11 protein-coding genes are annotated in these 13,727 nt (G+C 59.8%); 6 read left to right on the top strand and 5 right to left on the bottom strand.

Features of this window, described 5'->3' with window-relative positions; all coding sequences use genetic code 11:
* The first annotated feature begins 95 nt into the window (after nucleotides 1-95).
* Entirely contained in the window at nucleotides 96-2,144 is a 2,049-nt protein-coding gene (locus ACN0Q0_RS14125) for a TonB-dependent receptor (RefSeq protein ID WP_417244052.1), read from the top strand.
* A gap of 87 nt (nucleotides 2,145-2,231) precedes the next feature.
* Here the strand turns inward: ACN0Q0_RS14125 and ACN0Q0_RS14120 are convergent, their stop codons facing one another.
* From ACN0Q0_RS14120 to ACN0Q0_RS14100, 5 genes are all read right to left on the bottom strand, one after another.
* Nucleotides 2,232-3,527: a TRAP transporter large permease gene (locus ACN0Q0_RS14120; protein WP_417244051.1), complete on the bottom strand. Its 1,296-nt coding sequence runs from the start codon at nucleotides 3,525-3,527 to the stop codon at nucleotides 2,232-2,234.
* Nucleotides 3,524-4,060: a TRAP transporter small permease gene (locus tag ACN0Q0_RS14115; RefSeq protein WP_417244050.1), complete on the bottom strand. Its 537-nt coding sequence runs from the start codon at nucleotides 4,058-4,060 to the stop codon at nucleotides 3,524-3,526. Before ACN0Q0_RS14115 ends, ACN0Q0_RS14120 begins: the two co-directional genes overlap by 4 nt.
* A 63-nt stretch (nucleotides 4,061-4,123) precedes the next feature.
* Complete coding sequence (gene dctP, locus ACN0Q0_RS14110; protein WP_417244049.1) at nucleotides 4,124-5,122, bottom strand: TRAP transporter substrate-binding protein DctP; 999 nt, start codon at nucleotides 5,120-5,122, stop codon at nucleotides 4,124-4,126.
* Nucleotides 5,123-5,191: 69 nt separating this feature from the next.
* Entirely contained in the window at nucleotides 5,192-5,848 is a 657-nt protein-coding gene (locus tag ACN0Q0_RS14105; RefSeq protein ID WP_417244048.1) for a GntR family transcriptional regulator, read from the bottom strand.
* Nucleotides 5,841-6,704 (bottom strand): dihydrodipicolinate synthase family protein, encoded by an 864-nt coding sequence (locus ACN0Q0_RS14100; RefSeq protein ID WP_417244047.1) that lies wholly within the window; start codon nucleotides 6,702-6,704, stop codon nucleotides 5,841-5,843. Before ACN0Q0_RS14100 ends, ACN0Q0_RS14105 begins: the two co-directional genes overlap by 8 nt.
* Before the next feature lie 103 nt (nucleotides 6,705-6,807).
* Here ACN0Q0_RS14100 and ACN0Q0_RS14095 point away from each other — a divergent pair, with 103 nt between their 5' ends.
* The 5 genes from ACN0Q0_RS14095 to ACN0Q0_RS14075 all read left to right on the top strand — a co-directional run bounded on the left by ACN0Q0_RS14095 (nucleotide 6,808) and on the right by ACN0Q0_RS14075 (nucleotide 13,706).
* Nucleotides 6,808-7,683, top strand: a complete 876-nt coding sequence (locus tag ACN0Q0_RS14095) for a PfkB family carbohydrate kinase (RefSeq protein ID WP_417244046.1) — start codon at nucleotides 6,808-6,810, stop codon at nucleotides 7,681-7,683.
* Nucleotides 7,684-7,799: 116 nt separating this feature from the next.
* Nucleotides 7,800-9,044 carry an ABC transporter substrate-binding protein gene (locus tag ACN0Q0_RS14090; protein ID WP_417244045.1) on the top strand — a complete coding sequence of 415 codons (1,245 nt, stop codon included), beginning with the start codon at nucleotides 7,800-7,802 and terminating at the stop codon, nucleotides 9,042-9,044.
* Nucleotides 9,041-11,008, top strand: a complete 1,968-nt coding sequence (locus ACN0Q0_RS14085) for an ATP-binding protein (protein WP_417244044.1) — start codon at nucleotides 9,041-9,043, stop codon at nucleotides 11,006-11,008. Before ACN0Q0_RS14090 ends, ACN0Q0_RS14085 begins: the two co-directional genes overlap by 4 nt.
* Nucleotides 11,001-12,248, top strand: a complete 1,248-nt coding sequence (locus tag ACN0Q0_RS14080; protein ID WP_417244043.1) for a sigma-54-dependent transcriptional regulator — start codon at nucleotides 11,001-11,003, stop codon at nucleotides 12,246-12,248. The genes ACN0Q0_RS14085 and ACN0Q0_RS14080 overlap by 8 nt, the downstream gene beginning before the upstream one ends.
* Nucleotides 12,249-12,383: 135 nt before the next feature.
* Complete coding sequence (locus ACN0Q0_RS14075) at nucleotides 12,384-13,706, top strand: ABC transporter substrate-binding protein (RefSeq protein ID WP_417244042.1); 1,323 nt, start codon at nucleotides 12,384-12,386, stop codon at nucleotides 13,704-13,706.
* Nucleotides 13,707-13,727 lie beyond the last annotated feature (21 nt).

Here is a 13,727-nt window from a genome sequence, read left to right as displayed (position 1 = left end):
AAGCACCTTCCGGTTGATCTTGATCAAGTATTTTACTCGGATTTTGCGCCACATTCCGCGCAGGCCGTTTGGGCCGCGACTACGGGACAAATACAATGACGATGACAGATAGAACGGGCGCGTTTGCCCGACGGATGACCTCTGCGACGGCGCTATGTGCGGCAGGTGTGTTGAGCGTTGGTGCGGCCACGGCCGAAGAGATTTTTGAACTGGATGCGATTACCGTCACGGGGACGGGGTTTGCCGTTCAGGTGATGGACAACCCTGCGAGCCTCACCGTGCAGGGTGAAACCCAGATGAAGCGCGTTCCGCCCAAATCCGTGGCGGCGATTCTCAACGAGGTTCCAGGTGTGCAGGTGTCCGAGGAGGGAATTGAACGTGTCTCGATCCGTGGCGAAACCGCCGCGCGGGTCGCCGTTTTGATCAACGGCCAGAAGCTCACCGACCATTCCAATTACGGCCAGCCCATTATGGTGGACCCGACCACGATCGAGCGGATCGAAGTGGTGCGCGGGCCATCCTCCGTGATCACGGGCTCGTCGGCGATTGGCGGCGTGATCAACATTATTTTGAAAAAAGGCACGCCTGTGCCGTTCGAGATGACCACCACGGCGGGGTATTTTTCGGCCACCGACGGGTGGCGTGTGTCCAACACCATGTCCGGCACGCTTGCCGCCGGCGCGGGGGATCTGGATTACCGTTTGAGTTTTGGCGCGTCCGAACAGGGCGACCGCAAGACCCCCGACGGGACGCTTGATCCGTCCTCGACCGAGGACCGGAGCATTTCGGCGCATATGGGGTGGACCAAGGACAACCACTACTTTGCGGTGGATGCGATGGCCTTTGATCTGAACGCCGAAGTGTTCACCGAACAGAACGGGTTCACCATTGATTTGCCAAAGCGCGATTTGCGCAAGGTGGCGTTGGCCTATGAGGCCACCGACCTGTCGCCTGTGGTGGAAAAGGTCGCGTTGAATGCGTTTTACCAAACCGTTGATCGCGTGTTTGACAGCAATATCTCGGCGGGGTCGTTTCCCGTGTTGATCGACATCAACGCCTATTCCGAGGATGCCCAAGAGACCATGGGCCTGAATGGTATGGTCGAGTTGTCCTTTGGCCCGTCGAGCCGCACGGTGTTCGGGTTCGAATATGTCGATGACGCGGTGACCACGGATAAAACCACCACAACACAGATCACCAATATGATCATGTCCTCCGTGACATCCACACAGCGCCTCGGGCATGACGAGGCGGGGATCCGCACACTTGCGATTTACGGTCAGCACGAAATGGACCTGTCGCCCGATGTGACCGCCACAGTGGGGGCGCGGTGGTTCGATGTGTCTGCGTCACTGGATGCCTCGACGACCAATGGGGTGGACAATGCGTTGACGTCCAATTCGGACAGCGGGATTTTGGGCGCTGCGGGATTGGTGTGGCGCAGCAGCGATGCAATGTCATTGCGTGCGAACCTGAGTCAGGGCTACACCTACCCGACCCTGAGCCAGTTGTTCCTAACCACGGTTGGCGGGTCCAACACGACCTATGGCAACCCTGATCTGAAACCGGAAACCGCCACCACGCTCGAGCTTGGCGCGCGCTATGACGGCGGCGCGGGGCAACTGGATGCCACGCTGTTTTACACCAAAAGCGACGACTATATCGCCAAGGTGATTACAGGGTCCACCGCGCTTTGGGATAACGTCGACGAGGCGCGGGCCTACGGTCTCGAGCTTCAGGGCGAATACACTCTGGGTGCGATGACGCCCTATGCCTCGCTCGCGCTGATGCGCCGCGAAATCACCTATGCCAACGGGTATTCCACATACGATAGCGGCACGCCAACGGTTTCGGGGCGCCTCGGCGTCAAGGGCGATTGGGATGCGTGGAATATGGCGGGCGATTGGGATGTGTTCATGCGCGGCGCAAGCGGTGCGGGGATGCGCGATCAGGACGGGGTGATGGACGCCCCGAGCCTTGGCGGCGGATACGCCACGTTGAACCTCGCGGTCAGCGCCCGGGTGTCCGACAGCTTCCGCGTCTCGGCGGAGGTCGGCAACCTGTTCGACCGGTCGTTCGAAAGCTATGACCAGAACCCCGGCGCAGGGCGCAATATCGCGCTCTATGCCACACGGACATGGTAGGCGCAGGCCTGACCTGATCCAAACCAAACACCCGCGCGGGGGAGGGCAATCGCCCGCGCGGGTCCTGACGGGCATTATGGTGGTGGCCTACCCCGCGTAACCGAACATCCGTGGCAGCCACAGCACGACCCCGGGGGCAAGGGCAAGCCAAATGAGCGCGGCCAGAAGCACGCCCAGAAACGGCCAGATCTCGCGGATGATTTCCGACAGGGGGATACGCGTTACCGCGTTGATAACGAATAGCAAAATCCCGTAGGGCGGTGTGATGAGCCCGATCATGCAATTGATGACGGCCACCACGCCGAAATGCACCAGATCAATGCCCAACTCGCGGCAGGCGGGGAGGAACAGCGGGATAATGACGAGAATGATCGTCGTCGCGTCAAGCACACAGCCCAACAGCAACAGCAGCACCATCACCCCCAGCATAAAGGCCACGGGCGTGACGTCCAACCCGACCAGATGGGCGGCAAGCAGGCGCGGAATGTTCTCTGAGGCGACGATATAATTGAGGATCAACGCCCCGCCGATGACCAACCCGACAGCCGCCGACGAGCGTGCGCTTTCCACCAGAATGTCGAACAGGGCGCGAAAGCTGAGAGCGCGGTAAAACACGGCAGATAGAACAAGGGCATAGGTCGCCGCAACCGCTGCCGCTTCGGTCGGTGTGGTGACACCGCCGTAGATGCCATAGAGCAGGATCGCGGGCATGAGCAGCGCGGGAAAGGCGTCGCCGGTGCGGCGCGGCAATTCGCGCAGCGGCACGGGCGTTTCAAGGGCGAAACCGCGGCGATGCGCCAGAAGCGAATTCATCGCCATGAGCACAACGCCCATAATCAACCCCGGAACAATGCCGCCCAGAAACAGGTAGCCGATCGAGGTGTTCGAGACGAGCGCATAGAGCACCATGGGGATGGAGGGTGGAATAATCGGCCCGATGGTGGCGGAGGCGGCGGTGATTGCGGCGGCGTATCCGCGCGGATATTGCCCGCTCTTTGTCATCATCTGGATGATGATTTTCCCGATCCCTGCGGCGTCTGCGACCGCCGAGCCGGACATGCCCGAAAAGATCAGCGAGGCCACGACATTGACGTGGCCAAGGCCGCCGCGGAACCGTCCCACGATTGCCACGCAGAATGACAACAACCGGTCCGAGATGGTGCCTGCGTTCATGATATTGGCGGCGACGATAAACAGCGGCACGGCCAACAGGATAAAACTGTTATACAGCCCGTCCATCAGGACCTTGCCGGCAAGGCCGATGCCCTGTCCCGAGGCGGCCAGATAGGCGAGGGACGAGATCAGGATTGCGTAGGCAATGGGGGCGCCGATGCCGGCCAGACCGAACATCACGGTCAGGCAGATCATAAATTCCATGCTCATGCGTCAGGCTCCTCTACGCCATAGCGAAAGGCACGCCAGACGGCCCAGGCATAACGGGCGGCCACAGCACCCAGAAACAGGATGTAGATCAAATAGAGGTCGCGCATCCGGATCCAGTCGCCAAAAACGTGGGACAGGGTGGCGGTTTTTTTCAGTCGCAGGATGTAGAACTTTTCCCATGTCGGCCCGATGGAGGCGGCAAGCCCGATGCAAATGGCCAGGCCCGACACAATCGCAAACCACCGCCGCACAGAGGGACGCACGGCCAGATACAGGATGTCGAAGGTCACATGATCACGGTCACGCACGACAAAAGCATTGCCCCAAAACACCAACCACACCCAGATCAACAGGCAAAATTCCAACGTCCACCCGTAGGCGGACGGATCAAGGATCGGTGCGATATCGGCGATTCCGTCGATGCGTGCGGTGTAGCGGATGGTGATCTGTAGCACAAAGGTCAGGAACATCAGCGCCATAAGCGTGGCGGCAACGGCCTGTGCAAAGGTGCGCAAGTGGGCAACGGGTTTCATCGGCAATTCCTAAAGACGAAGGGGGAAAGGCGGACCGGCCGCCTTTCCCCGTCATGCGCTTGCCTAGTTGCCCAGAGCGTTGATTTTATCCAGAACGCCATCGGGCCATGAGGCCGCAAATTCGGATCCGACATATTGTTGCTGCACATGGCTGCGGAAGGCGGCCAGATCAGGCTCATAGATGTCCATCCCCTGCTCTTCGAGGAAGGCGACCAAGTCATCCTCTTTTGCCAGTTGGGCCACCCGACCGCTTTCGGCGGCATCTTCGGCGGCCTTTTGAACGGTGGCTTGTTGGTCGGGGGTCAGGGTGTCCCAAACCGACTTGGAAAAGGCGACGTAGTTCAGGTCAACCAGATGCGAGGTCAGGGCGACCTGTTTGGTGACTTCGTAGAATTTGGCGTCGACCACGGTGGGCAGGGGGTTGTCCTGTCCGTCGACACTGCCGGTTTGCAGTGCGGTGTAGATCTCGGTAAAGGCCATCGGCGTCGGGTTCGCGCCCAGTGCCTTGCCGAGGAACTGCCATGCATCGGTGCCGGGCATGCGCAGGTTGACACCGGCCAGATCGGCGGGGGTCGTCACGGTCAGCTCGTCTTTCGACTGGCGCAGGTTCACATGGCGGCGGCCAAGGTACATCACGGCCAGAAGTTTCACGCCCAACTCGTCCTCGACGGTCTGTTTGAACGGGTCCATCAAAGGATCGTTAAACACAGCCACTTGGTGTGCGGCGTCCTGATGGACGTAGCCGGTGGCAAAGATCGAGAACTCGGGAAAGAACTGTGCCAGTTCCTGAGCCGAGGTGATGGACATTTCCAGATCCCCCGAGGCAATGGCCTCGAGTTCGGAGTTCTGGGCAATCAGCGAGCCGTTGTAATGGGGTTGGTAATCGGCAAATCCGGCCACGGCGGGGCCAAAGACCCCGGACAGGGCGACCGAGCGTTGGTCGGTTTCGGATGCGGGTGTCGACATGCGCAGGGCAATTTTGTCCTGAGCGATGGCGGGGGTGGCCAGAGCGGCAGCAGCGCAGAGCGCGATCACGGCACGGCGGGTGAAATTGATCGTCATTAAAGTGTCTCCTCCTCGTGTGGTGCGGTGCGTGGACCGCCTTGTCCCGCGGGCAAGCCCGTGGAAATTCTAGAGCGCAAGTGCGCGTCGTTTGGCGCTATCGATATGGGCGTGCATGGCGGCCACGGCACGCGGTGCATCGCGGGCGGTCAGCGCGTCGATCACGTCCAGATGTTCGGCCAGAACCGGCACAGCCAATTCGGGCAACATCCGTGTGCTTGAATTCCGGATCAGACGGATCTTGATCGCGTTGACACGGTGGATGTCGGAAATGATCCGGTTGCCCATGGCATCGACCACCTGATCGTGAAAGGCCCAATCCATCCGCTGCGCCTGTTCCAAAAGCGCGGGCGTCACGCCGTCTTTGGCACGATCACGGATGTCGCGGTGCGCGGCGGCAATGGCGGTAATGTCGGCGTCTGTTGCGCGGGCGCAGAACACCGCAATCGCCTCGCCCTCGATGATATGGCGCAGCTGAAAGGCATCGCGCACAAGGTCGAGGTCGATGCTCAGCACCTTGAGACCGCGCCGTGGCACGGTTTCAATCAGCCCGTCCGCCTCAAGCCGCGGGATCATCTCGCGGATCGCCCCCAAGGGCATCCCCGTCAGCTCCATCAACTCGCGTTGCGACACGATTTGTCCCGGCTCGATATCATGCGCCAACAGCTTTGTCGTGAAGCTCGAATAGGCGTGATCGCGGGCGCGGTTGTCGGCCGGTTTACCCATCGTCAGTGCTTCCCTGTGCCACAATTGCGGTGCGGGCGGTGTCATCAAGCGGCGCAAGGGGCGCGCGCAGATTGGCCCAACCGGCGTTGCCTGTCTGGTGGACCATCAGGGCCTTGAGCGCGGGAATGACCGGACCCGCGACAACGGCGTCCACCTGACGCGAGAGCGCCACATCCTCGGTTGCGGTGTCGAACAGCGCCCGAAGACGGGCAGGGTGCAGGTTGGCCATGCCGCAAATGGATCCCGACGCCCCCATCGGCAAGGCGCGGTGCAAAAACCGCTCGTCGCCCACCAGGACGGGAATGCCACCGTGTTTCAACAGGCGCTCGGTGTTATCCCAATTGCCCGAACTGTCCTTGATCGCGATGACCCGTTCGGGGAAATCCGCCCGCAATCCGGTGACCAGATCAAAGGATAGCGGTACGGCGGTGATTTGTGGAATGTGGTACAGAATGAACTTTGCCCGTGTATCGGCCCGCGCAAACAGGGCCTCATGCCACGCCCGTAGTCCCGCATCATCAGGGGCGGGGAAATAGTAGGGCGGCAGCAACAAAAAGGTGTCGATCCCGTGCGCGAGGGCCTGATCAATCTGGGCCAGCGTGTCGCCGAGAGATGTAGCGCACAGGCCGATAAAGATGTGTTTGGCGGCGATGCCGCGGTCCAACAGCGCGGTGATCGCCGGATTGCGCTCTGCAATCGCGACCGAGGCCCCCTCGCCAGTGGTGCCAAACAGGGTCACACCATGTGCGCCCTTGGACATGACGTCCACGGCATGGGCCGACAACAGCGCGGTGTCGATGGCGCCGGTGGCGTCAAACGGGGTCAATAGTGCGACAGAAATTCCGATTCGGGTCATGGGGTCTACTCTTGTGTTTTGTCCTGACATGTTACTAACTACGCGTTGACAGTAAAGTAAAAATATCAGATCGATTTTTGAACAGTTTCCGAAAGGCAAAAAGATGCCCCATGTTGTTTGCGCTGGCCTGATCACGGTCGATTTTTTGTACCACACGGCGCACTACCCCACGGAGGGGACGAAAATCCGGGCCGATACCGCGCATATGGTCGCGGGGGGCGGTGCGTTTTATGCAGCCTCGGCGGTGGCGTCCTTGGGCGGGCAGGCCAGTCTTGCGGGGGCGGTGGGGGATGATGCCTTGGCCCCGATCGTGCGCAATGCCCTTGCGGTGCGGGGCATTGATGGCGGCGCGTTGCGTACCATAGGCGGGGTCGCTACCGCACGCTCCGCCGTGATCATCAGCGCAGGCGGGGAGCGGACGGTGATCAACCACCGCGATGCGCGTCTGTTTGCAACCGCACCGACCTTGCCCTCCCGTTTTGACGCGGCTTTGGCCGATACCCGTTGGCCCGTCGGAGCCGCCGCTCTCATGCAGGCGGCGCGACAGGCGGGCAAGCCCGCCGTGTTGGACGCCGAAAGCCCCGTGCGATTGGCGACTGCGGCGCTTCATGCGGCAAGCCATGTGGTGTTTTCGGAACAGGGGTTGCACGATTATGCGGGCGGGTGCGATGCGGCGGCCTTGGCCACGGTTGCGCAGAAATTGGATGCGTGGGTGGCCGTGACGCGCGGGGCCTTGCCCGTGCTCTGGCACAAGGGCGCGAGCTGTGGCGCGGTCGATGCCTTTGCGACAACGCCGGTGGATACTTTGGGGGCGGGTGATATGTGGCATGGCGCCTTTGCGCTTGCCCTCGCCCAAGGGCAACCCGAGGTCGATGCGGCCCGCTACGCCAATGCCGCCGCTGCGGTCAAGGTCGCCCACGGTCCCGGAGTTCTACCGACCGCCGCCGATGTTGCGGCCCTTTTGGCATCGCCACACTGAATACTGAACAGGCAACAGTGCGGCGGGGGCGCTATGGATGTGTCAATAGTGACCCGTTTTTGCCGGATCGAAAACTTTGACTGAATTTACAGGTTTGCAAATATAGAGTGCAATCCATGCAGAGATTCCACACCGTATTGGCGAGCGTTTTCCTGTTCCTGACGCCGCCCCTGGCCGCTCAGGATCTCAGGGTTCTGACCTCGTTCCCGCTTGATGTTTCGGACGCCTATGTCGCGATGTGGGACCGGATCGCGCCGGACGCCGGGATCCGTGTTCTGAACAAGAACACCGTGGCCGGTATCAACGAGATCCTTCGGGGCAACAGCCGTGGCTTTGACGTGTTCTGGGCCTCCTCCCCCGAGGCGTTCGAACTTTTGTCACGCAACAACTCCTTTATGGACGGGGCCGTTTGTGGCGCGGATGGACCCGGGGCGGTCGAACCGTTTGCCCTGTCATCGGTCGGGTGGGCGCGGCGCAGCGACAGTTCCATGTTCATGCCCGCAGACTGGAATGACCTTCTAAAACCGATGTATCGCGATCAGGTCGCAATGGCACGTCCGGCGCGGTCCGGCACCACGCATATGATGGTGGAGCAATTGTTGCTTGTGCGCGGGTGGGACGACGGTTGGGCGTATCTTCTGGAGCTTGCCGGGAACCTGTCAACACTGACCGCACGCAGCTATGGCGTGCCGGACGGGGTTAAAAACAGGCGGTTCGAGATTGGCTTGACCATTGATTTTCTGGCACAAGCGCAGCGTGACGTCGTGGACTTTCGCTATGGCCGTCCGATTGTTCTGGCGGCCGCCCAGATCGGGATCCTGAAGGGCGGGGCGTCTTTGGACAAGGCCTGTGATTTTGTGCGCATGGTGTTGTCGCGCGAAGGCCAACTTGCGCTTTTGTCCCCTGAAATTGCCCGTATTCCCTATGATGCCGCGGTGCGGGCCGAGGTGAAAGACCAACTGCCCGATGGCATTGCCGAGGCCTTACAATTGTCGTGGCTCGACTATGACGCGCAAATGACATCGGATCGGTATTGGGCGGTCAATACCCTGTTTGATCTGTTGATTGCAGAGCCTTTGGTGATGCGCCGTGACCTGTGGCGGCGGCTTTATGCCTTGGAGGGTCGGGCGGGAGAGGGCGAGCTGCGCCGTCTTCGCAAGCTACTGACAACAATGCCGGTTTCACAAGAGAAAGCCGTTGCCGCAACCGTGGGTGTCGAGGCGGGGCACGGGGCAAATGCCGTGGTGGACACAGCGATGTTGGAGCCACAGGTGGTCACGCAGTGGCGTGATCTGGGCAATGATCTGTTGCAGCAGGTCGATCAGGGTTTGCATCGTCTCGAAGCGCGGTTTTATGAATGATGAGACTTTGGAACCGTGTTGCGCCCAAAATATGGACCCGCCTCTTTTTGATGGTCACTGCGGCGATTGTTTTGACGTGGATTGTGGTGGCGGCCTCGTTTTACTGGCTTAATAATGCGCGCCTTGTGGTGACGGATTTGAGCACGGTACATGCGCCACGGTTGGCGCAGACCTCGCGGCTGTCGGCGACCACCGCTGATCTGGCCATGCTCAGCAACCGTATCCTGTCGGAGGGGGGCGAGACGCCCGATGACCTTGAAACCATGCTCAAGACCTCGGTGACCGACCTCAACACCCTGATTGACGACGGGTTCGGGACGGTTCTCACCCAACAGGATTCACAGGCCCTGCAACGCCACCTTGCGCTTGTCATCCGCAGTCTGGATCAGGCACGACAGATCGAAGCCCAACTGCGCAATCATATTGAGCAACTGCGTTGGCTCAATGTCGACGTCCAAGACGAAGCGGCGGCGGTGATGGCTGATTTTTCCTATAATATCGAGGTTTTAACCCGCGAGTTGGTTCGCGAACCCGACCCCGCACTGCGCAAGAAAATGGCGGATATGTTGTCCGGGGGGCTGAACCTGCAAGCGTTGTTTTCGAGCATCGGAAATGACACCGCCACCGCGACAACACTGGCCATCCAGATCTCGACGAGCCAGTCGCTCAAGCAACTCGAGCAGTTGGAAAATCTGGTTGCGGATGCGCTTGCACAAGTCAACGCGCGTATAGACGAGTTGCCGGTCAAGGCCGAATATCAATTTATGCGGCAAACGTCCGGGGTGCTGGCCGCGATGACCACGCAACCGGGGGGGTTGGTGGAGCGGCGCAAGGCATGGCACCAGACGCGGCAACTGTTTCGAGACGAGCTTGAAACAGCGTTGAATTTGCTCAAGAACATGCAAAACAGGCTGCTGCACCAGTCACAGGCGCAGCGCATTGAAATGACGGCGTTGAGCGAAGGTTTTTCGAAAAATGCAGCGATCACTTTAAAGGTTTTGTTGGCGCTGACGGTTCTGGCCGCGGCCGGCGGGGGGGCCATTCTCTTTTATTATATCCGCCCGTCCATCATCCGTCCCATGGCCCGCCTGACCACGGCGATGCGTCAGATTGCCGGTGGCGAGCGCGCCGACCTGAAAGATATCCCCGTCCGCAATGACGAGATCGCGCAGTTGGTCGAGGCTGTAAATGCGTTCCAGAATTCGGTGCGTGAACGCGACCAGGCCATACAGGATTTGCGCCAGATGCAAAGCGAATTGGTTCAGGTCGGGAAAATGGCGGCCTTGGGCAATCTCTCGGCGGGTATCAGCCATGAGTTGAACCAACCCCTTGGCGCGATCCGGCAACGGTTGCGATTGGCACAAAAGGCGGCGGATAAGGGGGACGCGGCGCGGCTGAGGACACAGACGGACAAGATTGACGGGCTTGTGACCCGCATGGAGCGGATCATCCTGCATCTGCGCCGCTTTGCCCGCCGGTCCGAATACCAACGCGAGAATGTCGCCCTCACCCGTGCCTTTCGCGGGGCGCAGGAGTTGCTGAACACCCAGATTGTGGGCCATCGCATCACGGTCCGCATTGATCCCGCACTGGAAGAGGCGCGGGTGATTGGAGATGTGATTTTGGTGGAACAGGTATTGGTCAACCTGTTGTCCAATGCGTGTGACGCGATTGCCGCCATCGGGCAGGGGGGCGATATATTGATCCGCAAGGAGCCCTGCCAAGCGGGTGAGGTCACGTTTTCGATTGTGGACACGGGTATTGGCCTTGGGGATCTGGACCCCGAACGGGCCTTTGATCCCTTTGTGACGACCAAGGATCCCGGTGCGGGTCTTGGCCTTGGCCTGTCCATTTCTTTCAACATCATCACGGGCATGAATGGCACCCTGACGCTGAGTCCGCGCGCGGATACGGGGACACGTGCCACGGTGACTTTGCCAGCGGGAACACCAGATAATGACTGAAAACGCCCCCAGAATTTACGTGGTCGACGACGATGCGGATTTCCGCGAGGCAACCTGTGAGTTCCTGACCGAAGAAGGACTGACCGCACGCGGGTTTGCGGACGGGCAATCCATGTTGGATATGATCGATCCGGAATGGGACGGTATTGTTTTGACGGATATTCGCATGGCGGGCCTCGACGGGTTCAGTGTGCTGAAGGCGGCCAAACAGGCGGCGCCCGAGGTTCCGGTGGTGATGATCACCGGCCATGGCGATGTGCGGCTTGCAATCGCTGCGATCAAGGCGGGTGCGTATGATTTTCTGGAAAAACCCGTGCAGCCCGATGTCCTGATCAGCATGATGCAACGCACATTGAATGCCCGTAAGCTTGTTATTGAAAACAAACGTTTAAGGCGGCGTATGGCGCGTCGCGGCGGGATGGCCAGTCAGCTTATCGGGCGCTCCGGTGTGATGAAAACCTGTCGGCAAGCCTTGCTTGATCTGGCGCCCCTTCCGATCACCGTGACGCTTTTTGGCGAGGCGGGGACCGGCAAGTCCCTTGCGGCGCAGATCTTGCATGAATACGGCGAGGGTGAGGGCGCGTTCAGTGTCTTGAATTGCGGAACCATCGGGGCGCGGGGGTTGCAGGGGGATCTGGATGCGCTCGGGCGCGACACGGTTACGCTTTATGTGCGGGCCGTGCATAAGCTCGATCATAAAGACCAGACATTATTGGCGGATTATTTGCGGTCCCGTGACCGTCCCCGCGTTGTTTTATCGCATACCGGCTCGCTCGCGCAGCCCCCGAACATCAGCGACGAACTGCTTTATCTTATTAATGTCGCATCGTTGGAAATGCCGCCTTTGCGTGACCGGGAAAAGGATGTCTATCTGCTTCTCGAGACTTTCTTGCGCGGGGCGGCACAGCAATATGCAAAGCGGTTGCCAAATATCACCAAGGACATGCTCGCGCCCCTTGGCAAGCACCGTTGGCCTGGAAATGTGCGCGAGTTGCGCAATGTTGCCGAGCGGATGGTCATCGGTCTGGCGCCCAATCTGGATGACCAACAGCCAAAAGTGTCCCATGAGCAGCCAAGGTATGAGGACGCGATGTTGGCGTTCGAGCGGACCCTGTTGGAACATGCCCTGCGCGAAACCGGCGGACGCAAGAGCGAGGCCGCGGCCCTGTTGGCGATCCCGCGCAAGCGGTTGTATCTGCGGCTGCGGGCGGTCGGGCTTTCAACGGCGGGTCGGAATTGACCCAATTCGCGGGTCATTTTTGACCCGTTTTGCACAGAATCACCGCGAAAATGAAAATAATTGCCTGAAGGCAGGGACATCGAAACTCTGAATGAACGCGCTGGAGGAGCGCATTAAATTCATTGGGAGGACACCATGAAACATTCACTATACGCAACCATTGCGACCATTGCCTTGAGCGCCACCGGCGCTTTGGCCGAGGGGACGGTTACGGTCATCACCTCGTTCCCTGACTCCATGACAGGCCCGATTGAAGCGGCATTCGAGGCCGCGCATCCCGAATATGATCTGGAAATCCTGAACAAGAAAACCTCGGCCGGGGTCAAATATATTCAGGAGATTGCGGGCGCGAATACGGCGGATATTTTCTGGGCCTCCGCGCCGGATGCCTTTGAGGTTCTCAAGACCGAAGGGCTGTTGGCCAGTGTGAACATTAAATCCGAGGGTATTCCGGATAAAATCGGGGCCTATCCGTTGAACGATCCGGACGGGTTCTATTTCGGCTTTGCCGGTGCGGGATATGGCATCATGTGGAACGAACGTTATCTGGAGGCCAATGGCCTGAAGCCCGCGACGGAATGGTCGCAACTTGCGCAACCCGAATACCACGGCCACGTTGGCATGTCTGCGCCGTCCCGTTCGGGGACAACCCACCTGACGGTTGAAACCTTGTTGCAGGGCGAAGGTTGGGACAAAGGTTGGGCCGACTGGAAACGTATTTCGGGCAACTTCAGCACCGTTACAGAGCGCAGTTTCGGCGTGCCTGACGGCGTCAATACCGGCAACTTCGGTCTTGGGATCGTGATTGATTTCTTCGGGTTCTCGTCCAAGGCATCCGGTTTCCCTGTTGATTTCGCCTATCCCACGGTGACGGCCTTGGTCCCGGCCAACGTTGGCGTGGTCGCACAGGCCCCCAACGAAGCCGGGGCTGTTGCCTTTGTCGAATATCTGCTGACACCCGAGGGCCAAACGGTTCTTTTGGATCCGGCAATTATGCGGTTGCCGGTCAATCCGGCCACCTATGAAAACGCGCCGGAAGGTTTCCCGAACCCCTTTACCGACAAGACAATCGGGGCAACGGTCGAATTCGACGTGGCCACCTCGGGGGCGCGCTATAACCTCGTCAACTCGATGTTCGATGTGATGATTACCTATCGTCTGGACGATCTGCGTGATGCCGTTGGTGCCATTCAGGCCGCAGAGGCCAAACATGCGGACGGGACCAATGCAGAGGCCGCCGCGTTGATTGCCCAAGCTTGGGCGTTGATCGATGCGAACCCGATTGATGAGGCCCAAAGCCTTGATCCGGCCTTTAGCGGGATTTTCACCAAAAGCCGGAAAGAGGCAACAGACGAGGTTGCCGAACGTCAGGCCGAGGTCGAACAGCGTTGGGATGCGTTTGTCGTCGCCAACTATGCCCGTGCCAAGGAATTGGCCGAACAAGCCGCCGGATTGTAAACGTCTCCCTGTCGGGCCGGT

It is taken from the genome of Celeribacter sp., assembly GCF_048259695.1.
In the GTDB taxonomy this organism is placed as follows: Bacteria; Pseudomonadota; Alphaproteobacteria; order Rhodobacterales; family Rhodobacteraceae; genus Celeribacter.
Note: the sequence above shows the minus strand (reverse complement) of the source record. Positions and strands in the feature narration are given on the sequence as shown.

What these genes read in the sequence shown, in the direction of transcription:
- ACN0Q0_RS14125 (WP_417244052.1), top strand. Translation starts at nt 96, where the DNA reads ATGACGATGACAGATAGAACGGGCGCGTTTGCCCGACGGATGACCTCT.
- ACN0Q0_RS14120 (WP_417244051.1), bottom strand. Translation starts at nt 3,527, where the DNA reads ATGAGCATGGAATTTATGATCTGCCTGACCGTGATGTTCGGTCTGGCC.
- ACN0Q0_RS14115 (WP_417244050.1), bottom strand. Translation starts at nt 4,060, where the DNA reads ATGAAACCCGTTGCCCACTTGCGCACCTTTGCACAGGCCGTTGCCGCC.
- dctP (WP_417244049.1), bottom strand. Translation starts at nt 5,122, where the DNA reads ATGACGATCAATTTCACCCGCCGTGCCGTGATCGCGCTCTGCGCTGCT.
- ACN0Q0_RS14105 (WP_417244048.1), bottom strand. Translation starts at nt 5,848, where the DNA reads ATGGGTAAACCGGCCGACAACCGCGCCCGCGATCACGCCTATTCGAGC.
- ACN0Q0_RS14100 (WP_417244047.1), bottom strand. Translation starts at nt 6,704, where the DNA reads ATGACCCGAATCGGAATTTCTGTCGCACTATTGACCCCGTTTGACGCC.
- ACN0Q0_RS14095 (WP_417244046.1), top strand. Translation starts at nt 6,808, where the DNA reads ATGCCCCATGTTGTTTGCGCTGGCCTGATCACGGTCGATTTTTTGTAC.
- ACN0Q0_RS14090 (WP_417244045.1), top strand. Translation starts at nt 7,800, where the DNA reads ATGCAGAGATTCCACACCGTATTGGCGAGCGTTTTCCTGTTCCTGACG.
- ACN0Q0_RS14085 (WP_417244044.1), top strand. Translation starts at nt 9,041, where the DNA reads ATGATGAGACTTTGGAACCGTGTTGCGCCCAAAATATGGACCCGCCTC.
- ACN0Q0_RS14080 (WP_417244043.1), top strand. Translation starts at nt 11,001, where the DNA reads ATGACTGAAAACGCCCCCAGAATTTACGTGGTCGACGACGATGCGGAT.
- ACN0Q0_RS14075 (WP_417244042.1), top strand. Translation starts at nt 12,384, where the DNA reads ATGAAACATTCACTATACGCAACCATTGCGACCATTGCCTTGAGCGCC.